This is a genomic window from Streptomyces sp. NPDC051664 (genome assembly GCF_044453545.1).
GTDB lineage: Bacteria > Actinomycetota > Actinomycetes > Streptomycetales > Streptomycetaceae > Streptomyces.
In genome coordinates this window covers 13,507-35,411 of the sequence record NZ_JBITCU010000050.1, presented here as the reverse complement: position 1 = coordinate 35,411, position 21,905 = coordinate 13,507, and the positions used below count along the sequence as shown (strand labels likewise).

General features: G+C 71.0%; 24 protein-coding genes. 7 read left to right on the top strand and 17 right to left on the bottom strand.

All coding sequences use genetic code 11. From position 1 onward, the window contains the following. Positions 1-248: 248 nt before the first annotated feature. From ACIA8E_RS39215 to afsQ1, 5 genes are all read right to left on the bottom strand, one after another. The gene (locus ACIA8E_RS39215; RefSeq protein WP_030914632.1) at positions 249-455 is read right to left on the bottom strand and encodes a PspC domain-containing protein; all 207 of its coding nucleotides are present in this window, start codon (positions 453-455) and stop codon (positions 249-251) included. 93 nt (positions 456-548) lie between these two features. Beyond that, positions 549-1,097 (bottom strand): VanZ family protein, encoded by a 549-nt coding sequence (locus ACIA8E_RS39210; protein WP_399306268.1) that lies wholly within the window; start codon positions 1,095-1,097, stop codon positions 549-551. An 86-nt stretch (positions 1,098-1,183) separates the two neighbouring features. Next, on the bottom strand, positions 1,184-1,810 hold the full coding sequence (locus ACIA8E_RS39205; protein ID WP_399306265.1) for a GerMN domain-containing protein: 627 nt from the start codon (positions 1,808-1,810) through the stop codon (positions 1,184-1,186). Beyond that, complete coding sequence (locus ACIA8E_RS39200; RefSeq protein WP_399306262.1) at positions 1,807-3,345, bottom strand: ATP-binding protein; 1,539 nt, start codon at positions 3,343-3,345, stop codon at positions 1,807-1,809. The genes ACIA8E_RS39205 and ACIA8E_RS39200 overlap by 4 nt, the downstream gene beginning before the upstream one ends. Next, entirely contained in the window at positions 3,342-4,019 is a 678-nt protein-coding gene (afsQ1, locus tag ACIA8E_RS39195) for a two-component system response regulator AfsQ1 (RefSeq protein WP_189275392.1), read from the bottom strand. The genes ACIA8E_RS39200 and afsQ1 overlap by 4 nt, the downstream gene beginning before the upstream one ends. Before the next feature lie 181 nt (positions 4,020-4,200). Between afsQ1 and ACIA8E_RS39190 the strand changes: the two genes are divergently transcribed. After that, complete coding sequence (locus ACIA8E_RS39190) at positions 4,201-4,947, top strand: SigE family RNA polymerase sigma factor (RefSeq protein ID WP_399306257.1); 747 nt, start codon at positions 4,201-4,203, stop codon at positions 4,945-4,947. A 258-nt stretch (positions 4,948-5,205) separates the two neighbouring features. On the opposite strand, the gene ACIA8E_RS39185 is transcribed toward ACIA8E_RS39190, so the two are convergent. Next, entirely contained in the window at positions 5,206-5,913 is a 708-nt protein-coding gene (locus tag ACIA8E_RS39185) for a uridine kinase (RefSeq protein WP_399306254.1), read from the bottom strand. A gap of 63 nt (positions 5,914-5,976) precedes the next feature. On the opposite strand from ACIA8E_RS39185, the gene ACIA8E_RS39180 reads away from it, so the two are divergent. Next, a complete protein-coding gene (locus ACIA8E_RS39180; RefSeq protein WP_399306251.1) occupies positions 5,977-6,378 on the top strand; it encodes a hypothetical protein in 402 nt (133 codons plus the stop codon). Positions 6,379-6,446: 68 nt separating this feature from the next. On the opposite strand, the gene ACIA8E_RS39175 is transcribed toward ACIA8E_RS39180, so the two are convergent. The 3 genes from ACIA8E_RS39175 to deoC are packed head-to-tail and all read right to left on the bottom strand — an operon-like array spanning position 6,447 to position 9,861. Then, positions 6,447-7,406, bottom strand: a complete 960-nt coding sequence (locus ACIA8E_RS39175) for an aldehyde dehydrogenase family protein (RefSeq protein WP_399306249.1) — start codon at positions 7,404-7,406, stop codon at positions 6,447-6,449. Beyond that, positions 7,406-8,863: an aldehyde dehydrogenase family protein gene (locus ACIA8E_RS39170; protein ID WP_399306246.1), complete on the bottom strand. Its 1,458-nt coding sequence runs from the start codon at positions 8,861-8,863 to the stop codon at positions 7,406-7,408. Before ACIA8E_RS39170 ends, ACIA8E_RS39175 begins: the two co-directional genes overlap by 1 nt. A gap of 5 nt (positions 8,864-8,868) precedes the next feature. Further along, on the bottom strand, positions 8,869-9,861 hold the full coding sequence (gene deoC, locus ACIA8E_RS39165; RefSeq protein WP_399306273.1) for a deoxyribose-phosphate aldolase: 993 nt from the start codon (positions 9,859-9,861) through the stop codon (positions 8,869-8,871). A 135-nt stretch (positions 9,862-9,996) separates the two neighbouring features. Here deoC and ACIA8E_RS39160 point away from each other — a divergent pair, with 135 nt between their 5' ends. After that, the gene (locus tag ACIA8E_RS39160) at positions 9,997-10,626 is read left to right on the top strand and encodes a PH domain-containing protein (RefSeq protein ID WP_399306243.1); all 630 of its coding nucleotides are present in this window, start codon (positions 9,997-9,999) and stop codon (positions 10,624-10,626) included. Between the two features lie 244 nt (positions 10,627-10,870). Then, on the top strand, positions 10,871-11,044 hold the full coding sequence (locus ACIA8E_RS39155) for a hypothetical protein (protein ID WP_399306240.1): 174 nt from the start codon (positions 10,871-10,873) through the stop codon (positions 11,042-11,044). A 24-nt stretch (positions 11,045-11,068) separates the two neighbouring features. Here ACIA8E_RS39155 and ACIA8E_RS39150 read toward each other — a convergent pair whose 3' ends face one another. From ACIA8E_RS39150 to ACIA8E_RS39140, 3 genes are all read right to left on the bottom strand, one after another. Next, positions 11,069-12,709, bottom strand: a complete 1,641-nt coding sequence (locus ACIA8E_RS39150) for a phospho-sugar mutase (RefSeq protein WP_399306237.1) — start codon at positions 12,707-12,709, stop codon at positions 11,069-11,071. A gap of 183 nt (positions 12,710-12,892) precedes the next feature. Continuing rightward, a complete protein-coding gene (locus tag ACIA8E_RS39145) occupies positions 12,893-13,717 on the bottom strand; it encodes a purine-nucleoside phosphorylase (protein ID WP_389029756.1) in 825 nt (274 codons plus the stop codon). Positions 13,718-13,823: 106 nt separating this feature from the next. Next, positions 13,824-14,261: a gamma-glutamylcyclotransferase gene (locus tag ACIA8E_RS39140; protein ID WP_030914674.1), complete on the bottom strand. Its 438-nt coding sequence runs from the start codon at positions 14,259-14,261 to the stop codon at positions 13,824-13,826. 262 nt (positions 14,262-14,523) lie between these two features. Here ACIA8E_RS39140 and ACIA8E_RS39135 point away from each other — a divergent pair, with 262 nt between their 5' ends. Together ACIA8E_RS39135 and ACIA8E_RS39130 are read left to right on the top strand one after the other, a co-directional pair. Then, a complete protein-coding gene (locus ACIA8E_RS39135; protein ID WP_399306233.1) occupies positions 14,524-15,963 on the top strand; it encodes an NAD(P)H-quinone dehydrogenase in 1,440 nt (479 codons plus the stop codon). A 178-nt stretch (positions 15,964-16,141) separates the two neighbouring features. Continuing rightward, positions 16,142-17,104 (top strand): DeoR/GlpR family DNA-binding transcription regulator, encoded by a 963-nt coding sequence (locus tag ACIA8E_RS39130; protein WP_399306230.1) that lies wholly within the window; start codon positions 16,142-16,144, stop codon positions 17,102-17,104. Positions 17,105-17,313: 209 nt separating this feature from the next. Here the strand turns inward: ACIA8E_RS39130 and ACIA8E_RS39125 are convergent, their stop codons facing one another. Together ACIA8E_RS39125 and ACIA8E_RS39120 are read right to left on the bottom strand one after the other, a co-directional pair. Then, positions 17,314-17,913 (bottom strand): TetR/AcrR family transcriptional regulator, encoded by a 600-nt coding sequence (locus ACIA8E_RS39125; RefSeq protein ID WP_399306228.1) that lies wholly within the window; start codon positions 17,911-17,913, stop codon positions 17,314-17,316. 149 nt (positions 17,914-18,062) lie between these two features. After that, the gene (locus ACIA8E_RS39120; protein ID WP_399306226.1) at positions 18,063-19,817 is read right to left on the bottom strand and encodes an acetyl/propionyl/methylcrotonyl-CoA carboxylase subunit alpha; all 1,755 of its coding nucleotides are present in this window, start codon (positions 19,815-19,817) and stop codon (positions 18,063-18,065) included. A gap of 423 nt (positions 19,818-20,240) precedes the next feature. Between ACIA8E_RS39120 and ACIA8E_RS39115 the strand changes: the two genes are divergently transcribed. Next, complete coding sequence (locus ACIA8E_RS39115; protein ID WP_399306270.1) at positions 20,241-20,693, top strand: hypothetical protein; 453 nt, start codon at positions 20,241-20,243, stop codon at positions 20,691-20,693. A 14-nt stretch (positions 20,694-20,707) separates the two neighbouring features. Here the strand turns inward: ACIA8E_RS39115 and ACIA8E_RS39110 are convergent, their stop codons facing one another. The 3 genes from ACIA8E_RS39110 to ACIA8E_RS39100 all read right to left on the bottom strand — a co-directional run bounded on the left by ACIA8E_RS39110 (position 20,708) and on the right by ACIA8E_RS39100 (position 21,902). Beyond that, positions 20,708-21,319, bottom strand: a complete 612-nt coding sequence (locus ACIA8E_RS39110; protein ID WP_313938875.1) for a nucleoside triphosphate pyrophosphatase — start codon at positions 21,317-21,319, stop codon at positions 20,708-20,710. Positions 21,320-21,387: 68 nt separating this feature from the next. After that, positions 21,388-21,516 (bottom strand): morphogenic membrane protein MmpB, encoded by a 129-nt coding sequence (gene mmpB / locus ACIA8E_RS39105; protein ID WP_399306222.1) that lies wholly within the window; start codon positions 21,514-21,516, stop codon positions 21,388-21,390. A 179-nt stretch (positions 21,517-21,695) separates the two neighbouring features. Beyond that, positions 21,696-21,902 carry an acyl-CoA carboxylase epsilon subunit gene (locus ACIA8E_RS39100; RefSeq protein ID WP_399306219.1) on the bottom strand — a complete coding sequence of 69 codons (207 nt, stop codon included), beginning with the start codon at positions 21,900-21,902 and terminating at the stop codon, positions 21,696-21,698. Positions 21,903-21,905: the final 3 nt, after the last annotated feature.

The following is a 21,905-nucleotide window of genomic DNA, read 5'->3' as shown; positions in this document are numbered from 1 at the left end:
GCGCCCCCCAGCCTCCCCCCCCTCCCCCCCCCCCGCCCCCCCCCCGGGGGGGGCCCGCCCCCCCCCCCCCCCCCCCCCACCCCACCCACCACCCCCCCCCCCCCCCCCCCCCCCCCCCCCCCCCCCCCCCCCCCCCCCAAAACCCCCCCCCCCCCCCCCCCCCCCCCCCCCCCCCCCCCCCCCGCGGGGGGCCCCCCCCCCCCCCCCCCCCCCCCCCCCCCCCCCCCCCACTCACGTATGTCCCGGGGCTACCAGGCGGTGGTGGCCGCCGACGCCTTCTCGGCCGGCAGCAGCAGCCACAGCGCCAGATAGAGCAGGAACTGCGGGCCGGGCAGCAGACACGAGACGAGGAAGATCACGCGCATGGTCCCCGCGGACGTGCCGAAGCGCCGTGCCAGCGCTGCGCACACTCCGCCGATCATGCGTCCGTCACGGGGGCGGGCAAGTGCGGCCATGGTGGGCTCCTTCGCGAACCGTTGCCGAGGAGCAGCTCCGTCGTGCTCCCCGTGTATCCATGGTGGCCCGGCGAACAGGGGCAAAGCGTCGCTCTACGGTGCGATACCGACCCTGGAAATCGTCGGGGTCGACCCCTGAGGCGTCTCGTCCCTGGGTCGCGGAATCAGGCGTACCCGGTCCTGCCCGCGACGGCGCAGCCGCTTCCGGCACACCGGCACGACCAGCAGATGGGCGAGCCCCACACCCACGGTGTTCAGCAGCAGCGAGTCGACATCGACGACCTGACCCGGCACCCCGGTCTGCGCCAGCTCGATCGCCAGCGAGATCAGCGACCCGGCGGCGACGGTACGGGCCAGTGAGGCCCACGGGGACACATGGAGCCGTCCCCCGGCCATGGGCAGCAGCACCCCCAGCGGCGCCAGCAGCAGCAACCCCTCACCGATCCGGTGCGCGGCCTCGGCCGGGCCGAGGGACAGGTCAGTCCTTATACCGGCGAAGGGACGAAGATTGGCGGCCGTCATCCACGGCACATCCAGCGGGCGCAGAGTCAGCCACCCGACAAGCAGCAGATGCGCGAGGAGGAGAAACACCCCGACCGCGCGGAAGCGGATGACGGCTTGGCCGCCCGAACCTTGACGCACGCCCCCCAAGACGCGGCTACCGGCAGGATCGGTTCCGCCCCGCCCCAGGATGACTCGAAGACCACACAACAGCTCGGGGCCGGCCCTCAGGACAGCTTGGCCGCACCGAGCGTCGGCACGGCCTCCGGCCGGGCCTTCGTCTCCGAGGTGCACAGATAGGCGCGCGGCGCGTAATTCCCCGGCCCGCCGAGCAGCACCGTGCCGTCCGAGGCCAGCGACTCGCTCTCCGCGTACGTGCACACGATCTGTGCCAGAGCTTCCGACGGCAGGTCCTCGGGCTGCTCGCTGAGCCTTAGCACGGCCGCCGGATCGTCCCCGCGGGCCCCGCTGATCTGCAGGGTCGCCGGTACGTCCGTGGAGAATCCGGCCTGCCGCTCATCGGCGGCCGGCTCCTCCTGAAGCTCGTCGAGGAGCGCCTGCGCGACCCGGATCCGGTCGGACTTCGCCTCGTGGATCTGTACCGAACGGTCCACCGTGACCAGCTGCGAGGCACAGACCAGATAGATCTGCACAGGGATCCCCTGCATCGCCTGTGTGCTGACGTCCTCCGCGGACATCGAGCACGGCACCCGGGACGGCGCGGCCCCGGCGTCGACCGGCACCGAAGTGGTCCTGATCCCGCACCCGGCAGCCAGCACGGCGCAGGCGACGGCGGCGGCCAGTGCTCCGGCCGCGCGGCGCGCCCGCCGCGTACCACGATTGCTGAGCCTCACGTCGCGTCCCCCTCCTCGGCCCGGGCCTCGGCTCCTCGGTCCCGCGCGGTGCCGGTGAGCTCTTCGGCATCGCGCGGCAGACGCAGCACGAACACCGCGCCGTCGCCGTCCGGCGAGTTCGCGGCCGTGATGTCACCGCCGTGGATGTGCGCGTTCTCCATGGCGATCGACAGACCGAGCCCGCTGCCCTCCGAACGCGGCCGGGAGGCACTGGCCTTGTAGAAGCGGTCGAAGACGTGCGGCAGGACGTCCTCCGGGATGCCGGGGCCGTGGTCGCGCACCTCGATGACGAGTTCGTCGCCGTCGGTCCGTACGGCGACGCGTACCGGCGATCCGCCGTGCTTCAGCGCGTTGCCGATCAGATTCGCCAGGATCACATCGAGCCTGCGCGGATCGAGGCGGACCATCATGCCGCGCTCGGCGTCCAGATCCACCGCGTCCAGCCAGGCGCGGGCGTCGATGCAGGCGGTGACCTGGTCGGCGACATCGACCGTGTCGAGGACGAGCCGGGCCGTACCCGCGTCGAAGCGGGTGACCTCCATCAGGTTCTCCACCAGGTCGTTCAGCCGCCTGGTCTCGCTGACCACCAGATGCACGGCGGGCGCGATCATCGGGTCGAGGCTGTCGGCCTCGTCCTCCAGCACCTCGGCGACCGCGGTGATCGCGGTGAGCGGGGTGCGCAGTTCGTGCGACATGTCGGCGACGAACCGGCGGCTGGACTCCTCCCGCGCGCTCATGTCCGCGACCTTCTTCTCCAGAGAAATCGCGGCTCTGTTGAACGTACGGGAAAGATCGGCGAGTTCATCGGTGCCGGAGACCACGAGCCGGGTGTCGAGCTTGCCCTCACCGAGCTTGCGTGCCGCGTCACCGAGCCGCTGCACCGGCCGCAGCACCGTCGTCGCGGCGGCCTGCGCGAGCAGCGCCGAGCCGACCAGGGCAAGTCCGGTGGCGATCCCCAGCGACCACGCGAGGGAGTTGAGATCCTGCCGTTCCTGGTCGAGCGACTTCAGCATGTAGCCGGTCGGACCACCACCGATGATCCTCGTGCCGGCTACCAGGTACGGCGTACCGCGGATCGAGGTGCGTTGCCAGAACAGGTGGTACGGGTAGGTGTTGCCCGCCTCCGCCGGCTGCTTCCTGTTGACCTGCTGCTGCAACGAGAGCGGCACGTTGTCGAGCGTGAACGTGTCCAGGTTGGAGTTGCCCACGATCGGCTTGTCGCCGTCGCGCTTGTCGACGAGCAACACGCTGTAGCCGGGACTGCTGCTCGCCATCTGCACGGCGGCGTTCTGCAGATCGTCCTTGGTGGGGTGCAACGGCAGCGACGCCGCCCGGTTCTGCATCTCCTGCCGGAAGTCCCCGAGCGCCGCGTCCTGCGTACGCGTCAGCACGGCCTCGCGGTTGAGCCAGTACGCGATCCCCGACGCGGACACCGCGGCGGTCAGCGCCACCAGCGCGAACACGACGACGAGCCGCAGCCGCAGACTGGTCCAGCGAAGACCGGCGAGCAGGCTGCGCTTGGCAGCAGCGGTCACTGCGGCGAGTCCAGCCGGTAGCCCACGCCCCGCACGGTACGGATCAGGGTCGGCGAGGACGGTACGTCCTCCACCTTGGCGCGAAGCCGCTGCACACAGGCGTCGACGAGCCGGGAGTCACCGAGGTAGTCGTGCTCCCACACCAGCCGCAGCAACTGCTGTCGCGACAGGGCCTGTCCGGGTCTGCGGCTCAGCTCCAGCAGGAGCCGCAGTTCGGTCGGCGTGAGCTGCAGGTCCTCCCCGTTCTTGGTCACCGTCATCGCGGAACGGTCGATGACCACATTGCCGAACGTCGCCGAGTCGGTGGACTCGCGCTCGCCGCGGCGCAGCACCGCACGGATCCGGGCGTCGAGCACCCGGCCCTGCACGGGCTTGACCACATAGTCGTCGGCGCCGGACTCCAGTCCGACGACGACGTCGATGTCGTCGCTGCGCGCCGTCAGCAGAATGATCGGCAGCTGGTCGGTGCGCCGGATGCGCCGGCACACCTCGAAACCGTCGATGCCGGGCAGCATCACATCCAGCACGATCAGGTCCGGCCGCTGCTCGCGCAGCAGTTTCAGGCCGTCCTCTCCCGTCGCCGCGGTGGCCACACGGTGGCCCTGGCGTGACAACGAGAGTTCGAGGGCCGTGCGGATGGCGTCGTCGTCCTCGATCAGCAACAGGAAAGGCACGGGGGTCATTCTGGCCCATGGGAGAGCCTCAGTTCGACCGTTGGAGGCCTCTCATTCGGACGGCACGCCGGTCGGAGGGCCTGTGACAGGTCTGTGACAGTCGGCGGACAGCGCCATGAAACTGCCCGGGCAAGCTCATTGGCAGATGGAACGGACGGACTCCACCGACGGGGGGCGCGGGATGAACGCACTGCACAGCACCACCTCAAGCGCAGTTGTCACGCGTCTCCACGACGTCGGCAGGGGCACCGAGAAGTCCGGCGCCGCGGGGCGGGGGTGTGTTCGTGGCGCCGGGCGTCAGCACACGTCGTACATGACGGTGGTCGACGCATCTGCGGGAGCCAACTTGGGAGCGGTGTACGGGGAAGGCCCGGGGGAGCGGAAGCCCCTGGCGGAGACCACGGACGCCGAAGCGGCGTTCACGGCCTACGTCCAGGAGCGCCGCGCCTCCCTGTACGCAACCGCCTACCACCTGACCGGTGACCGGTTCGAGGCCGAGGACCTGCTGCAGAGCGCCCTCTTCTCGACGTACCGGGCATGGGACCGGATCAGCGACAAGGCGGCGGTCGGCGGGTATCTGCGCCGCACCATGACCAATCTGCACATCAGCGCCTGGCGTCGGCGCAAGCTGAACGAGTACCCGACCGAGGAGCTGCCGGAGACGGCGGGCGACACGGACGCGATGCGCGGTACGGAACTGCGCGCCGTGCTCTGGCAGGCGCTGGCGCGGCTGCCGGAACTCCAGCGCACGATGCTGGTCCTGCGGTACTACGAGGGGCGCACGGATCCGGAGATCGCGTCGATCCTCGACATCAGTGTCGGCACGGTGAAGTCGAGCATCTGGCGGTCGCTGCGACGGCTGCGCGAGGACGAGGTGCTGAGCTTCGGCCGTGACGAGGAGGAGTCCTTCGGCGAGCTGGTGGCCTGAAGGCAGCGGGGGGAACCGGGGGAAAGGGAACTGCCGCTTCGGGGGAAGCGGTGGGTTCACGGGGGAACACAGCAGGGTCGGACGGGCCGGGGGGTCCTGTCCGGCCCTGAGGTGCGTCCGGGGCGGCGGGCGCCGGGGGTGGCGTCCTTGCGGGGCCATGCCCCCGACCCCGACCCTCAAGCGCCGAAGGTGCTGAGAGGCTGCTCGGAGGCGGCCGGAACTCAGGCTGCGGGACGCGTGAACTCCCGCAGTGAGCCCTCAGGCCACCCCGCGTGCCGCGGGGGCCCGGCGGCACCGCCCCGCCGCAGCCGCGGCCAACCGCCCCAGCGCCTCCCGCTTCCCGCAGGGATACGCCCCCAGCGCCGTCTGGCGCGCCACGATCCGTCGTTCCGCCCGCATCAGGCGCCATCCCCGCCGCAGCAGGAACGGCACCGACTTCCGGCCCTCGCGCAGATCCCGCAGCAGCCTGCGGCGGAACGTCGTCGTCGGGCGGCCGCGCAGGCACAGGGCGTCCGCGAGGACACCCAGGTCCTGGCACCGCTCCACTATCTCCGCCGCGAAGACGCCCTCGGCCACGAACAGCGGCGTGCGCTCGATGTGGAGTGCCTCGCGGTCGACCCGGGAGCTGGTGGAGATGTCGTACACCGGGACGTTCGTACGTCCCGTGCGGCACAGCTCCGTGATGGCGGCGACCGCCGCGTCCGCGTCCCAGGACTGTGCGGAGTCCCAGTCGATGTCCGAACTGCCCGGGACCAGCGGCAGCGTGGGGTCGTCGCCCTCCTTGTAGAAGTCGTCCAGGCGCAGCACCGGAAGGTCGGTGCGGGCGGCGAGGGACGACTTGCCGGAGCCGGAGGGGCCCGCGAGCAGCACGACGCGGGTCGGGATCGATTGGGGACTCACGGGACACCAGTGTGAGGCATCGACCCGCGCAGGGAACCCCCCGGTGCCCGTGTTGGTATCCAGCATCACACCTCAACTACGCTAAGTGTCCAGATGATTACTCGATCGGTTCGATCAGGTGGGAACTCCATGGCACGTCATGCACTTTCCAGGTCCCGGCGCCGTGCGCTGCTGCGCGCAGGTCTGACCGTCACCGCGGTGGGCGCCGCGCTCGGTGCGGGGGGTGCGGCGGCCCAGGCGGCGCCGCTGCCCGTCGTGCCGGCCTCGGGCGCCGACAGCAGCCTCGGTGAGGTCGGCGAGGCGACCGGCGGCGCGACCGGGGCGCTCGGATACGCGGTCTCGCCCATCACGCAGTTGCAGCTCGACCCGCTGGCCAACACGGGCGTGGACCCGCTGGCGAACGGGGTGGGCACGCAGGTCGCCGACTTCAAGCCGCTCTCCACGGGCGTCGCCACCGATCCGCTGACCAGTGGTGGCGCACTGAAGGACCTGCCGGTGGTGGGGCAGGTCACCGGGCTGCTGCACGGCTGATCCCGGCGCACAGGGCTGCGGCCCGCTCCTCCGCGGTGTTCCGGAGGGGCGGGCCGCAGCCGCGTCGGTCAGTAGGAGGAACCCGAGACGCCGAGCGCGCCCGTGGGGTGCCAGACCGTCTTGGTCTCCAGGAAGGCCGTCAGGCGCCGGGTGCCCGGGTCGGCCGACCAGTCCTCTCTGTCCACAGCCTGTGGATGAGTGGCGCCCTGCGCCTCCTTCTCGGGGCGGTGGCGGGAGACGGGTGGGCGGAGAACTCGCTTCAGGTTGTCCGCCGCCGCGATCTCCAGTTCCTTCGCCAGTTCGGCGTCGGCGCCGGTGAGGTCGATCGCGTTGACGTCCTGGTGGGCCGCGAGCGGGGCCGCGAGCTCCGCAGTCTTCCCGGACAGGATGTTCACCACACCGCCCGGCAGGTCGGAGGTGGCCAGCACCTCGCCCAGGGACAGCGCCGGCAGCGGGGCGTCGGCGGACGCGATGACGACGGCCGTGTTGCCGGTCGCGATCACCGGGGCGACGACCGAGACCAGGCCCAGGAAGGACGACTCCTGCGGGGCGACGACCGTGACCACACCGGTCGGCTCGGGCGTGGACAGGTTGAAGAAGGGGCCCGCGACCGGGTTCGCCCCGCCCACGATCTGGCCGATCTTGTCGGTCCACCCCGCGTACCAGACCCAGCGGTCGACGGCCGCGTCCACGACGGCCGCCGCCTTGGACTTCGACAGCCCCTCCGCGTCCGCCACTTCGCGTACGAACTGCCCCTTGCGGCCCTCCAGCATCTCCGCGATGCGGTAGAGGATCTGGCCGCGGTTGTACGCCGTGGCGCCCGACCATCCGCCGAACGCCTTGCGGGCGGCCACGACCGCGTCACGCGCGTCCTTGCGGGACGACTGCGGGGCGTTCGCCAGCCACTTGCCCTTGGAGTCCGTCACCTCGTACACCCGGCCGCTCTCGGAGCGGGGGAACTTGCCCCCGACGTACAGCTTGTAGGTCTTGAAGACGCTCAGTCGGTCAGTGTGCTCAACTGCATTCATCAACGCTCGCCCTCCGGGCTCGACGGGGCGAGGTACGCCTCCAGGCCGTGACGGCCGCCTTCGCGTCCGAAGCCCGACTCCTTGTAGCCGCCGAACGGCGAGGTCGGGTCGAACTTGTTGAACGTGTTGGCCCAGACGACGCCTGCGCGGAGCTTGTTCGCCACCGCGAGGATGCGGGAGCCCTTCTCCGTCCAGATGCCGGCCGACAGGCCGTACTGGCTGTTGTTGGCCTTGGCGACCGCCTCGTCCGGCGTACGGAACGACAGGACGGACAGCACCGGGCCGAAGATCTCGTCGCGGGCGATGGTGTGCGCCTGGGTGACGTTCGTGAACAGCGTCGGGGCGAACCAGTAGCCGGACGACGGGAGGTCACAGGGGGCGGACCAGCGTTCGGCGCCCTCCGCCTCGCCCGTCTCGACCAGCGCCGTGATCCGGGAGAGCTGCTCCTGGGAGTTGATCGCGCCGATGTCGGTGTTCTTGTCCAGCGGGTCGCCGAGGCGCAGCGTGGACAGCCGGCGCTTCAGGGAGTCCAGCAGCTCGTCCTGGATCGACTCCTGGACGAGGAGGCGCGAGCCCGCGCAGCAGACCTGGCCCTGGTTGAAGAAGATGCCGGTGACGATGCCCTCGACGGCCTGGTCGATCGGGGCGTCGTCGAAGACGATGTTCGCGCCCTTGCCGCCCAGCTCCAGGGTGACCTTCTTGTCCGTGCCCGCGACCTGGCGGGCGATGGCCTTGCCGACCGCCGTCGAGCCGGTGAAGGCGACCTTGTCGACGTCAGGGTGCTCGACGAGGGCCGCGCCCGCGTCCCCGTACCCGGTGAGGATGTTCACGACACCCTTGGGCAGGCCCGCCTGGCGGCAGATGTCCGCGAAGAACAGCGCGGAGAGCGGGGTCGTCTCGGCGGGCTTGAGGACCACCGTGTTGCCGGTGGCGAGCGCCGGGGCGATCTTCCAGGCCAGCATCAGCAGCGGGAAGTTCCACGGGATGACCTGGCCCGCGACGCCGAGCGGGCGGGGATTCGGGCCGTAGCCGGCGTGGTCGAGCTTGTCGGCCCAGCCCGCGTAGTAGAAGAAGTGCGCCGCGACCAGCGGGAGGTCCGCGTCGCGGGTCTCCTTGATCGGCTTGCCGTTGTCGAGGGTTTCGAGGACGGCGAGCTCGCGGCTGCGCTCCTGGATGATCCGGGCGATCCGGAAGAGGTACTTGGCGCGCTCGGAGCCGGGCAGCGCCGACCACTTCCCGAACGCCTTGCGGGCCGCCTTCACGGCCCGGTCGACATCCGCGGCGCCGGCCTGCGCGACCTCGGAGAGGACCTCCTCGGACGACGGGGAGACCGTCTTGAAGACCTTGCCGTCGGCCGCGTCGGTGAACTCGCCGTCGATGAACAGCCCGTACGAGGGAGCGATGTCGACGACCGACCGCGACTCAGGGGCGGGTGCGTACTCGAATGCAGATGCCATGAGGATCAGTCCACCGTCACGTAATCGGGGCCGGAGTAACGGCCGGTGCTGAGCTTCTGGCGCTGCATCAGCAGGTCGTTGAGCAGGCTGGAGGCGCCGAAACGGAACCAGTGGTTGTCCAGCCAGTCCTCGCCGACGGTCTCGTTGACCAGGACGAGGAACTTGATCGCGTCCTTCGAGGTGCGGATGCCGCCGGCCGGCTTCACACCGATCTGCACCCCGGTCTGCTGCCGGAAGTCGCGCACGGCCTCCAGCATCAGCAGGGTGTTCGCGGGCGTGGCGTTCGTCCCGACCTTGCCGGTCGACGTCTTGATGAAGTCCGCGCCCGCCAGCATCCCGAGCCAGGAGGCGCGGCGGATGTTGTCGTACGTGGACAGCTCGCCGGTCTCGAAGATGACTTTGAGGCGGGCGTCGGTGCCGTCGGCACGGGCGCACTCGGCCTTCACGGCGAGGATCTCCTCGTACACCTTGAGATAACGGCCGGAGAGGAAGGCGCCCCGGTCGATCACCATGTCGATCTCGTCGGCCCCGGCCGCCACGGCGTCGCGGACATCCGCGAGCTTGATGTCGAGCGCGGCGCGTCCGGCCGGGAAGGCCGTCGCGACGGACGCCACCTTCACGCCGGTACCTGCCAGCGCGGCGGCGGCCGTCGCCGCCATGTCGGGATAGACGCAGACCGCGGCGGTGCGCGGGGTGGTGCGGTCGGTCGGGTCGGGGTTGACGGCCTTGGCGGCGAGGGCCCGGACCTTGCCCGGGGTGTCCGCGCCTTCCAGCGTCGTCAGGTCGATCATCGAGATGGCGAGGTCGATCGCGTACGCCTTGGCCGTCGTCTTGATCGAACGGGTGCCGAGGGACGCGGCGCGCGCTTCGAGGCCGACGGCGTCGACGCCGGGCAGCCCGTGCAGGAAGCGGCGCAGCGCGCTGTCGGACGCGGTCACGTCGGAGAGGGGGGTACCTCCCACGCGTTCGGCCGTGGTGGAGGGTGCAGTGGTGGGCATGGTCACCAGAGGAGCATATCTACGCGCGTAGCGGCCTGTACAGGGGGACCCGCATTCCGGGTTTGCGAGGGTGCCGGGCCGGTGGGTGGGTGGCCGCCCCGGCGGGGCCCCCGCGCATCAGGCAGAATCGGGGCCATGACGAGCCCCACGCCCCCAGCCGAGCCGACCTATGCCGACCGGACGTTCCGGTCGCCCGCCGGGCTGGTGGGCGGTGTGCTGCTGCTCCTCCTCGTCGGGTGGATCGGCGGCGACGCCGTGTTCCGGGGTGCGGGCCGGGCGCCGTGGCTGGCGCTCGCCGGGCTGCTGACGGCCGTGCCGTTGATCGTTGCGTTCACGCTGCGGCCGGTCGTGTTCGCGAACGAGGAGCGCATCCGGATCCGTAACCCGTTCCGGACGATCGCGATGCCGTGGACGGCGGTCGCGGATGTGCGGGCCGGGTACTCCAGTGAACTGTTCACGCAGGACGGCACGAAGTTCCAGCTGTGGGCGGTGCCGGTGTCGCTGCGGCAGCGGAAGAAAGTGGCGCGGCAGCAGACGCGGAAGGCGCAGGACGATCCGTACGGGCGGACGTCCGTGCACGCGGATGTGCGGGACACGGGCGCGCGGATCGCTGCGGCCGACCAGGCGGTGCGGGACCTGCGGGAGATGGCCGAGCGGGCGGGGGACGGCGGTGCCGGGGCGGTTGTCGTCCGGTGGGCGTACGAGGTGATCGCGCCGGCGGTCGTGGGTGCGGCGGCGCTTGTCGTTTTGTTCGCGGTCGGCTGAGGGCGCGGGTTGCGCGGCTGCTGTCGTGCTCTGACGTCGATCTCCCCCAATGCCTCGAAGGCGTGGGGGAGTTGCCCTCGAACGGACTTGATTTCCGGATTGTGCCGTCCACGAACGGACTTGGCCGGGTATACGCCGCGGTCCAGTGGGCGGTACCCGACCTGGGCACCGAGGACGGCTACGAGATGCGTGCGGCCGTCCTCGGCCATGACGTCTGCGGATCCAGCAGTTCGCCACGCTCCCGGTGGGCGCCGTGGTCACGGTGGAGACCCCGCGCCAGGTGCTGCGCCACAAGGTCTACGCCCGCCAACTCACCCCTGGCCGCGGCGCCCCCGCCCACGGCCTCTACTGGGGCGAGCCGACGCTTCGGTGCTGTGTGGGACCGGACACCGGCTTCACGTACCTGATGCGTGAATGACGGCGCCCGCTCCCGCTCGGACGCTCAGATGCCGGCGGCCGCCGACAGGTCCCGCTTGATCCCGGTGAGCAGCTCGGCGCCCTTCGCGCGGGCGGCGGGCAGCTCGTCCGCCGAACCGACCGGCACCACGACCTCCAGGTAGCACTTCAGCTTCGGCTCGGTCCCGCTCGGGCGGACGATCACCCGGGCGCCCGTCAGGTGGTAGCGCAGCCCGTCGGTGGGCGGCAGCAGCTCGGTGCCCTCCGACAGGTCCTCGGCCGAGGTGACGGCGAGGCCCGCGAGCGCGGTCGGCGGGGTGTCGCGCAGCCGCCGCATGGCGTCCGCGATGACCGACAGGTCCTCCACCCGGACGGACAGCTGGTCGGTGGCGTGCAGCCCGTGCTCGACCGCGATGTCGTCGAGGAGGTCGAGGAGCGTGCGGCCCTGCTCCTTGAGCACGGAGGCCAGCTCGGCGACGAGCAGGGCGGCCGTGATGCCGTCCTTGTCGCGTACGCCGTCGGGGTCGACGCAGTAGCCGAGCGCCTCCTCGTACCCGTACCGCAGGCCGTCGACGCGGGCGATCCACTTGAAGCCGGTCAGCGTCTCCTCGTAGCCGTTGCCCGCCTTCTCGGCGATCCGGCCGAGCAGCGACGACGACACGATCGACTCGGCGAAGACGCCGTTGGCACCACGGGCGACCAGATGCGCGGCGAGCAGCGCGCCGACCTCGTCGCCGCGCAGCATGCGCCAGCCGCCGTCCACGGTGGCGTCCGGCACGGCCACGGCGCACCGGTCGGCGTCCGGGTCGTTGGCGATGACGAGGTCCGGATTCGCGCGCCGGGCGGTGGCGAAGGCGAGATCCATCGCGCCGGGCTCTTCCGGGTTGGGGAAGGCGACGGTGGGGAACGCCGGGTCGGGCTCGGCCTGCTCGGCGACGAGCACGGGCGTGGGGAAGCCGGCGCGGGCGAAGGCGGCGGTCAGGACGGACGTGCCGACACCGTGCATGGCGGTGTACACCGCCCGGGCGGTGCGCGGGGACCCGGTGGCGAGCACCGCGTCCGTACGGGCCAGATAGGCGTCCAGGACCTCGTCGCCGAGGATCTCCCAGCCGCTCTCCGGCCGGTCGACGCCGGCCAGCGGGCCGACCGCGGCGATCGCGTCGGCGATCTCGCCGTCGGCCGGGGGCACGATCTGCGAGCCGTCGCCGAGATAGACCTTGTAGCCGTTGTCGCGCGGCGGATTGTGGCTGGCGGTCACCTCGACGCCCGCGACGGCGCCCAGGTGCCGTATGGCGAATGCCAGCACGGGGGTGGGGAGCGGGCGGGGGAGTACCGCCGCGCGCAGGCCCGCGCCGGTCATCACGGCCGCGGTGTCGCGGGCGAAGTCGGCGGACTTGTAGCGGGCGTCGTACCCGATGACGACCAGGCCGCCGGTCTGCCCCTGCGCTTTCAGATAGGCGGCGAGCCCGGCGGCGGCGCGGATGACGACGGAGCGGTTCATCCGCATCGGCCCGGCCCCCAGCTCACCGCGGAGCCCGGCGGTACCGAACTGCAGCGTGCCGGCGAACCGTGCGGCGAGTGCGTCGAGATCCTCGGCGTCGATGAGCTTGGCGAGCTCGTCGCGGGTCTCGGGGTCGGGGTCCTCGGCGAGCCAGGTCCTGGCCTGCGCGATGAGCTCCTGCTGCACGGTGTCCGCCTTTCGGGGGTGGGGTGGGTTACCGGGGGCACTGCCCCCGGACCCCCGCTCCTCGATCGCCGGAGAGGCTTGCTTCTCAGCCTCGCCGGCGTGTGAGGCGCGGGGCCTGGGGCGGAGCCCCAGTTCGGGAAGGGGCGGGCAGGGGGAAACCGCCCGCACAGGCGCGACGCCCGCTCAGATGCGGTCCAGCACCCGCGCCAGCAACGACCCCATCCGGGTGGCCGAGTCCCGCCCCGCCTGCAGCACCTCTTCATGGTTGAGCGGCTCCCCGCTCAACCCGGCAGCCAGATTCGTGACGAGCGAGATGCCCAGGACCTCCGCCCCGGCCTCCCGTGCGGCGATCGCCTCGAGCACGGTCGACATGCCCACCAGGTCGCCGCCCATGACCCGCACCATGTTGATCTCGGCCGGAGTCTCGTAGTGCGGGCCGGGGAACTGCACGTACACGCCTTCTTCGAGCGTCTCGTCGATCTCCTTGCACAGCGCGCGCAGCCGCGGCGAGTACAGGTCGGTCAGGTCGACGAAGTTGGCGCCGATGATCGGCGAGGCCGCGGTCAGGTTGATGTGGTCGCTGATCAGGACCGGCTGTCCGGGGCGCATGCCTTCGCGCAGACCGCCGCAGCCGTTCGTCAGCACGACGGTCTTGCAGCCCGCGGCGACGGCGGTACGGACGCCGTGCGCGACGGCGGCTACGCCACGGCCCTCGTAGAAGTGTGTGCGGCCGAGGAAGACCAGGGCGCGCTTGTCGCCGATCCGGTACGAGCGGATCGTGCCGCCGTGGCCCTCGACGGCCGGCGCCGGGAAGCCGGGCAGTTCGGTCACCGGGAACTCGGCCTCCGGCGCGCCGAGCGCGTCGCCCGCAGGTGCCCAGCCGGAACCCATCACGAGCGCGACGTCGTGGGTCTCGGCGCCGGTCAGCTCGCGCAGTCGGGCGGCGGCGTCGGCAGCGGCGGCGTGCGGGTCGCCCTGGATGTTGTCCGGAATAACAGATGCGTTCACGCGGATGAGCGTAACCGGTGAATCCCTACGCGCGTAGATGCCCATGCAGAGAGTCTCCACACGCCTCTTCGTACTTTCACACAAAACGTGGGGAAAAGTGTGCGGCTCAGCAGGGGCGCTTGCGCAGCTCCATCACGTAGTCGTGCGGCGCGCCCGCCGACTCGGCGGCGTCCGCCAGCTCGCCCAGATACCGGGCGGACGGCAGCCCGCCCTCGTACGCGTTAAGCACGTACATCCAGGCCGGCTCCTCGCCGTCCAGGGTGTGCACCCGCACCCGCATCCGCCGGTAGATGTCGAGGCCGACACCCTCCCACCGGTCCATGGAGTCCTCGTCCATCGGCGCCAGGTCGTACAGCGCCACGAAGACCTGCGAGCGCGGCGCCTCCACCACCGTGGCCAGCGCGCCTTCCCAGCCCATCTGCTCCCCGCCGAAGGTCAGACGCCAGCCGTTGAGCCAGCCGGTGCCGCGCAGCGGGGAATGCGGTGCGCGGCGGGTCATCAGCCGCGCGTCGAGGTTGCCGGCGTACGCGGCGTAGAGCGACATGTGATCGAGGGTACGGGAGGTGGCCCGGCGAGCGGCGATTCCTGTGACGAAGACCCCGGCAAGGGGCCTGTCGCGGACCGGGCCGAGGGCTCGGCCGACGGCTCACACGGGGGCCCTTCTCCCGTATGGAGGGCCCCGGGGCGAAGCATCTTGGCGCGTGCGGGACAATGGAGTACGTACTGCATTCCCCCGGGGTGATCCCCCGGACCCCCGGCCGGGGCGGCAGACGGCCGCGGGATGACATACGCGAGGCGGACTTTTCGTGACCCGGATCGTGATCATCGGCGGCGGACCCGGCGGGTACGAGGCGGCACTGGTCGGCGCCCAGCTCGGCGCCGAGGTGACCGTCGTCGACTGCGACGGCCTCGGCGGCGCGTCGGTACTCACCGACTGCGTGCCCTCGAAGACCCTGATCGCGACGGCAGAGGTGATGACCACCTTCGACTCTTCGTACGAGGAGTTGGGGATCATCGTCGCCGACGACACGCCGCACATCGAGCAGGCGGCGCGGGTGGTCGGCGTCGACCTCGGCAAGGTCAACCGACGCGTGAAGCGCCTGGCGCTCGCCCAGTCCCACGACATCACCGCCTCCGTCACCCGTGCGGGTGCACGCGTGATGCGCGGCCGGGGCAGGCTGGATGGCCTCCAGGCCGCCGACGGCTCCCGCAAGGTCGTGGTGACCGCGGCCGACGGTACGGAGGAGACGCTCACCGCCGACGCCGTGCTGATCGCGACCGGCGGTCACCCCCGGGAGATTCCGGACGCGCTCCCCGACGGCGAGCGCATCCTGAACTGGACCCAGGTCTACGACCTCGACGAGCTCCCCGAGGAGCTCATCGTGGTCGGCTCCGGTGTCACCGGTGCCGAGTTCGCCGGCGCCTACCAGGCGCTGGGCTCGCGCGTCACCCTCGTCTCGTCCCGCGACCGGGTGCTGCCCGGCGAGGACCCGGACGCGGCCGCCGTGCTGGAGGACGTCTTCCGGCGCCGCGGCATGAACGTCATGGCCCGCTCGCGCGCCCAGGCGGCGAAGAGGGTCGACGACCGGGTCGAGGTCACGCTCTCCGACGGCCGCGTGATCACCGGTTCGCACTGTCTGATGGCGGTCGGCGCGATCCCGAACAGCGCCGGGATGGGCCTGGAGGAGGCCGGGGTCCGGCTCAAGGAGTCCGGCCACATCTGGACCGACAAGGTCTCCCGTACCAGCGCCCCCGGCGTGTACGCAGCCGGTGACGTCACCGGCATCTTCGCGCTCGCCTCGGTCGCCGCGATGCAGGGCCGGATCGCGATGTACCACTTCCTCGGTGACGCGGTCGCCCCGCTGAACCTGAAGACGGTCTCCTCGAACGTCTTCACCGACCCGGAGATCGCCACCGTCGGCTACACCCAGGCGGACGTCGACGCGGGCGCGATCGACGCGCGCGTGGTGAAGCTGCCGCTGCTGCGCAACCCGCGCGCCAAGATGCAGGGCATCCGGGACGGCTTCGTCAAGATCCTTTGCCGGCCCGGCACCGGCATCGTGGTCGGCGGCTGTGTCGTCGCACCGCGGGCCAGCGAGCTGATCCACCCCATCTCGATCGCGGTCGACAACAATCTGACGGTGGAACAGATCGCAAACGCTTTCACCGTGTACCCGTCCCTGTCGGGATCGATCGCAGAAGTGGCACGTCAGTTGCACACCCGGAAGCGCGCCGGCGAGGCCTAGAGAACCCGGCATTCCCTGGCAACCCCCGGCAACTCGGGCGGATGGGATGCCGATGTCCGGTCGGTAGGGAACAACAAAGGGGCCGCCTATACCACTTGGCGGCCCCTTGTATGTACAACTTCTGTTTTTCGGCGCAAACTGCTGAAAACCCTCGCGCAGTCACGTTACTGTCAGTTTCGTGTTCGCTGCAGAACGTCGTCAGTTGATCCTCGAAATGGTGCGCGCCAACGGGGCAGTATCGCTCCGCGAGCTCGCCCGCGTCGTCCAGACCTCCGAAGTGACCGTACGGCGGGACGTGCGGGCACTGGAGGCAGAAGGACTCCTCGACCGCCGGCATGGCGGTGCGGTACTGCCGGGCGGTTTTACGCGGGAGTCCGGCTTTCCGCAGAAATCCCATCTCGCCACCGCCGAGAAGACGGCCATCGCCGACCTGGCCGCGGGCCTCGTCGAAGAGGGCGAGGCCATCGTCGTCGGTGCCGGCACGACCACGCAGGAGCTGGCCCGTCGGCTCGCGCGGATCCCCGGCCTGACCGTCGTCACCAACTCACTGCTGGTCGCCCAGGCGTTGGCCCATGCCAACCGGGTGGAAGTGGTGATGACCGGTGGCACCCTGCGCGGCTCCAACTACGCCCTGGTGGGCAGTGGTGCGGAACAGTCGCTCCAGGGCCTGCGGGTGTCGCGCGCGTTCCTGTCCGGGAGCGGGCTCACCGCGGAGCGGGGGCTGTCCACGTCCAACATGCTCTCGGCGAGCGTGGACCGGGCGTTGGTGCAGGCCGCCTCGGAGGTGGTGGTCCTCGCGGACCACACCAAGCTCGGCTCCGACACCATGTTCCAGACGGTGCCGACGGACCTGATCACCCGCCTGGTGACGGACGAACCCGCGGGCCATGACGACCGGGCCGCCACCGAACTGCAGGCCCTGGCGGACCAGGGTGTACAGATCGCGGTGGCTGGTGGGGGGACGGGCCCCGCCGGGGCGGACTCCCTCTCTCCGGGCCGCCAGGCGCGCCGGGACATGCCGCTTCCCGGCCAGCGTCGCACGCACGGTGGACCCGGTTCGCAACGGCGCAGTGCGGCCGCGTCCTTGACGGACCAGCCCCCGGGCGACCGAGCCCGCGTGGCGGACCTGCGCCGCCGCTGAGGGCTGTCCCGTAATCCCTGGTGGATCGGCGCGCGGCGTCGCATACGGTGCATCGCAAGGCGGAGGGGTGTCCTCGTACTGGGCGAATGCGGGCGTTCCGGCAACGCGGCGACATGCCGCAGGTGTCGTCGTGCGCCCGCCAGGAATGACGGGGCAGCCCCTTGGGCCTTCGAGAGTCGGGGGCGCAGCCCCCGGCTTTCGGCCCCGCCTCAACCCCCGGCTGCCCGCGGCCCCTTCAGCCCCTGCAGCGTCAGCGTCAGCAGGCGGCCCGCCAACGCCGGGTCCTCCGGCGCCTGCTCCGCCGCCAACGCGATCGCATTCGTCAGCTGCATCAAGTCACCGATCGACACATCCGCCCGTACCGTGCCACTCGTCTGCGCCCGGGCCAGTAGCCGCGCCCCCGCTTCGCGCAGCGGCACATTGCAGTCGGACAGCGCCGAAGTCTCGTCCCGCGAAGTCGACATGAGCGCCTGCGCCAGCCCTCGGTACTCACCCGCATGAGTGATGATCGCACCCAGCCACTCCACCAGACCGCCGCACGGATTCTCCGCCTCAGCCAACTCGTGGGAGCGGGTGAGGAGTGATCCCAGGGCCTCCTGGAAGACCGCGCTCATCAGCGCGTGCCGGTTCGGGAAGTGCCGGTACAGCGTGCCGATCCCCACGCCTGCCCGGCGCGCGATGTCCTCCAGCGACGCGTCCGTGCCGTGTTCCGCGAACGCCGTACGGGCTTCGCCGAGCAGCCGGTCGTAGTTGCGGCGCGCGTCGGCGCGCATGGGCCGGCCCGGCGTCTGTGCCGTGCTCATCGCCATTGCGCAGTCCTCCCTTTTTCCGCCCCCGGGTCCAGGATGCCATCGCGCAACCGGACGGCCTCTCCTCCTGCCGGGCCGCCGAACGGCCGAGGCCCCTGCGGAGTCGGTGGTACGACTCCGCAGGGGCCTCGCCGGAACTTCGTGCGCGATCAGTCCTTGATCTCGCAGATGACGGCGCCCGACGAGACCGAGCTGCCGACCTCGGCGGCGAGTCCCTTCACCGTGCCGGCGCGGTGTGCGTTGAGAGGCTGCTCCATCTTCATGGCCTCCAGGACGACGATCAGGTCGCCTTCCTGGACCTCCTGGCCCTCCTCGACGGCGATCTTGACGATCGTGCCCTGCATCGGGGACGCGAGGGTGTCGCCGGAGACCGCGGAGCCGCTCTTCTTCGCCGCGCGCCGCTTGGGCTTGGCACCTGCCGCGAGTCCGGTACGGGCCAGGCTCATGCCCAGCGACGACGGCAGGGAGACCTCGAGGCGCTTTCCGCCGACCTCGACGACGACCGTCTCGCGGCCGGCCTCTTCGTCCGCCTCCATGTCGGCGGGGGCGGCGAAGGGCTTGATCTCGTTGACGAACTCGGTCTCGATCCAGCGGGTGTGGATGCGGAACGGGGCGCTGGTGAACGCCGGGTCGGCGACGACCGCGCGGTGGAACGGGATCGCGGTGGCCATGCCCTCGACATTGAACTCGGCCAGCGCACGCGCCGCCCGCTGCAACGCCTGCTCACGGGTGGCGCCGGTCACGATGAGCTTCGCCAGCAGCGAGTCCCACGCCGGACCGATCACCGAACCCGACTCGACACCCGCGTCCAGGCGGACACCGGGGCCGGTCGGCGGGGCGAACACGGTCACCGTGCCCGGAGCGGGCAGGAATCCGCGGCCCGGGTCCTCACCGTTGATCCGGAACTCGAACGAGTGCCCGCGTACCGCCGGGTCGTCGTAACCGAGCTTCTCGCCGTCCGCGATCCGGAACATCTCACGGACCAGGTCGATGCCCGTGACCTCCTCGGTCACCGGGTGCTCGACCTGCAGACGGGTGTTGACCTCCAGGAACGAGATCGTGCCGTCCGTGCCGACCAGGAACTCCACGGTCCCCGCACCGACGTACCCGGCCTCCTTCAGGATCGCCTTCGACGCCGCGTACAGCTCCGCGTTCTGCGCCTGGGAAAGGAAGGGCGCCGGGGCCTCCTCGACCAGCTTCTGGTGCCGGCGCTGCAGCGAGCAGTCACGGGTGGAGACGACCACCACGTTGCCGTGGGAGTCGGCCAGGCACTGGGTCTCGACGTGGCGCGGCTTGTCGAGGTAGCGCTCCACGAAGCACTCCCCGCGCCCGAACGCCGCGACGGCCTCACGGACCGCGGAGTCGTACAGCTCCGGGATCTCCTCCAGCGTCCGCGCGACCTTCAGCCCGCGACCGCCACCACCGAACGCGGCCTTGATCGCGATCGGCAGCCCGTGCTCCTTCGCGAACGCCACGACCTCCGCCGAACCCGACACCGGGTCCGGGGTCCCGGCGACCAGCGGCGCACCGGCGCGCTGCGCGATGTGCCGCGCGGCGACCTTGTCACCCAGATCGCGGATCGCCTGCGGAGGCGGACCGATCCAGGTCAGTCCCGCGTCCAGCACCGCCTGGGCGAACTCGGCGTTCTCCGACAGGAACCCGTAACCCGGGTGGACCGAGTCGGCCCCCGAGTCCTTGGCCGCCTGCAGCACCTTCGCCATGTCCAGATAACTGGCGGCCGGGGTGTCACCGCCCAGAGCGAATGCCTCGTCGGCCGCACGCACATGCAGAGCGTCCCGGTCCGGGTCCGCGTAGACCGCCACGCTCCCGATCCCGGCATCCCGGCACGCCCGAGCAACACGGACAGCAATTTCGCCACGGTTGGCGATGAGCACCTTGCGCACGATGGCTCCCTCCTTGAAACAAGCTGAGTTTAGGGACTACCGACACGGCCTTACGACCCGTCCCCATTGGTGAGCTTGCCCACACGGAGCGTGATTCGAGGCTTGCTCGAGGCGCGAAATCCCTTGTGGCACCACGGTACGCCGGGATTCATGACCGCACAGTAGCCACGAGGTGTGGTCCAGGTCTCTGTTCGATCGAGGGGCGGCTTCCGTTGTTTCTTTGTGGAGTACCTACTAACGAGCGAGTGTTTCTTTGCCCGACGCACGAGGGGCGCGACAAGCGGGGTGCGTAAACAGTGTGTGCGGAGGGCATCGGGGCGAGTGGGACGAGTGAACGTGGTCGGAACCCTTGTCCGAATGATTACCCGTTAGTAGGGTCCGCGCTACCGCACTTACTACAGGTAACAAGGGGTGAGCGCCGTGGTGCGCAGACCGGTGGCGTTCGTGGCCGCGATCGTGCTGTTCGGGGAGGCCGCGGGAATGGTGCTCGTCAACGGCATCATGGCCACGGTCGTCGACAACCAGGAGATGTCACTCGCCGGGCTGGATCCGGCCGCCATGTCCGCCGGGGCGTGGGTGATGGGCGGTGTCGCCGGGCTGTACCTGGTGCTGTGCGGCCTGGTCCTGCTGCTGACCGGCATCCGCGACCGGGCTCCCGGGCGTGTCGGCCGGGCCGCCCTGATCAGCTGCGCCGTCGTGCACGGGGTGCTGGGCGCGCTGACGGTGGGCCTGATCGGCTGGGCCGCGTTCGTGTTCATGATGGTCGTGCTCGGCCTGATCGTGCTCACGCTGGTCGCCTACGGGAACGGGAGCGGAACCGATAGCCCGAACGAGAAGGGTGGGGGCGCCGAAGAGGGTGCTCCGGCGCCCGCGTAACCCGTTCGTGGGTATCAGACCCACAAGTCGGTGACGGAGAGTCCCAGTTCGCCGAGGAGCCGGCGCAGCAGCGGCAGCGAGAGCCCGATGACGTTGCCGTGGTCGCCCTCGATGGAGTCGACGAACGGGGCCGAACGGCCGTCCAGGGTGAAGGCGCCCGCGACATGGAGGGGCTCGCCCGAGGCGACGTAGGCAGCGATCTCGGCGTCGGTCGGTTCGCCGAAACGGACGACGGTGGACGCGGTCGCGGAGACGGTGCGGCCGGTCGCGGTGTCGATCACACTGTGGCCGGTCTGCAGGATCCCGGCCCGGCCGCGCATGGACTTCCAGCGGGCGGTGGCCTCCTCGCTGTCGGCCGGCTTGCCGAGCGCCTCGCCGTCGAGTTCAAGGACCGAGTCGCATCCGATGACCAGGGCACCCGCGACCGCGGGGCGAGCGGCCACGGTGGCGGCCTTGGCCTCGGCGAGCACCAGCGCCAGCTCGGCCGGTGTGGGGGCGGACAGCGCGTCCTCGTCCACACCGCTGACGATCGCCTCCGGCGCGAACCCGGCCTGGCGCAGCAGGCTGAGGCGGGCGGGTGAGGCGGAGGCGAGTACGAGACGGCGCTGATCAGTCATACCGGCCATCGTAGAAGGGCCCGGCGCGGCGGGGGACCACGCGTCCGCAGGACGGGCGGATGCCGAAGGGCGCCTCGTCAGCGTGTGCCCAGCACGACCATCGCGACCACCATGGCGAGCGCAAGCACCAGCCACACGCGCCGCATCATGTCCTGGGCGTCGCGCAGCTCTTTGGGGGGCTTGTTCTCGGGATCGGACCACAGCATGGTCCCGATCCTGCTGCGGCGGCCGCCGCAGCGCCTGAGTACGGGTACTCAGCCGCCCTGATGCCTACGGACCGGATCGCTGCGTGGCGACACAGCGGAGGCCCGGACCCACCAGGCGAATTCCAGGGGGTCCAGGCCTTCGAGGACGCTGCGCGAACGGACGGCCGGGCCGCCGAGCGCTAAACGGGCCAGTACGTCCGTGCCCAGGCCCGCGGGCCCGGCCGAGGCCGGTCCTGCCGGGCGATCCGGCCCGGGTCGGACCACTGCTCGGGCAGCGCGGGCGCGCCGGACGACACAGCGGCCGTCGCCGCGGCGCGCGCCTGGACAACCGCCAGCGCGGCAGCCAGCTCCTCCGGGTTCGGGTTGCCCCGTACGACCTTGATCATGGT

Excerpts from the sequence above, each read along its gene's own strand:
- ACIA8E_RS39215 (WP_030914632.1), bottom strand. The coding sequence starts at position 455 with ATGGCCGCACTTGCCCGCCCCCGTGACGGACGCATGATCGGCGGAGTG.
- ACIA8E_RS39190 (WP_399306257.1), top strand. The coding sequence starts at position 4,201 with ATGAACGCACTGCACAGCACCACCTCAAGCGCAGTTGTCACGCGTCTC.
- ACIA8E_RS39185 (WP_399306254.1), bottom strand. The coding sequence starts at position 5,913 with ATGCTGGATACCAACACGGGCACCGGGGGGTTCCCTGCGCGGGTCGAT.
- ACIA8E_RS39180 (WP_399306251.1), top strand. The coding sequence starts at position 5,977 with ATGGCACGTCATGCACTTTCCAGGTCCCGGCGCCGTGCGCTGCTGCGC.
- ACIA8E_RS39175 (WP_399306249.1), bottom strand. The coding sequence starts at position 7,406 with ATGAATGCAGTTGAGCACACTGACCGACTGAGCGTCTTCAAGACCTAC.
- ACIA8E_RS39170 (WP_399306246.1), bottom strand. The coding sequence starts at position 8,863 with ATGGCATCTGCATTCGAGTACGCACCCGCCCCTGAGTCGCGGTCGGTC.
- deoC (WP_399306273.1), bottom strand. The coding sequence starts at position 9,861 with ATGCCCACCACTGCACCCTCCACCACGGCCGAACGCGTGGGAGGTACC.
- ACIA8E_RS39160 (WP_399306243.1), top strand. The coding sequence starts at position 9,997 with ATGACGAGCCCCACGCCCCCAGCCGAGCCGACCTATGCCGACCGGACG.
- ACIA8E_RS39140 (WP_030914674.1), bottom strand. The coding sequence starts at position 14,261 with ATGTCGCTCTACGCCGCGTACGCCGGCAACCTCGACGCGCGGCTGATG.
- ACIA8E_RS39125 (WP_399306228.1), bottom strand. The coding sequence starts at position 17,913 with ATGGCGATGAGCACGGCACAGACGCCGGGCCGGCCCATGCGCGCCGAC.
- ACIA8E_RS39110 (WP_313938875.1), bottom strand. The coding sequence starts at position 21,319 with ATGGCCGGTATGACTGATCAGCGCCGTCTCGTACTCGCCTCCGCCTCA.
- mmpB (WP_399306222.1), bottom strand. The coding sequence starts at position 21,516 with ATGCTGTGGTCCGATCCCGAGAACAAGCCCCCCAAAGAGCTGCGCGAC.
- ACIA8E_RS39100 (WP_399306219.1), bottom strand. The coding sequence starts at position 21,902 with ATGATCAAGGTCGTACGGGGCAACCCGAACCCGGAGGAGCTGGCTGCC.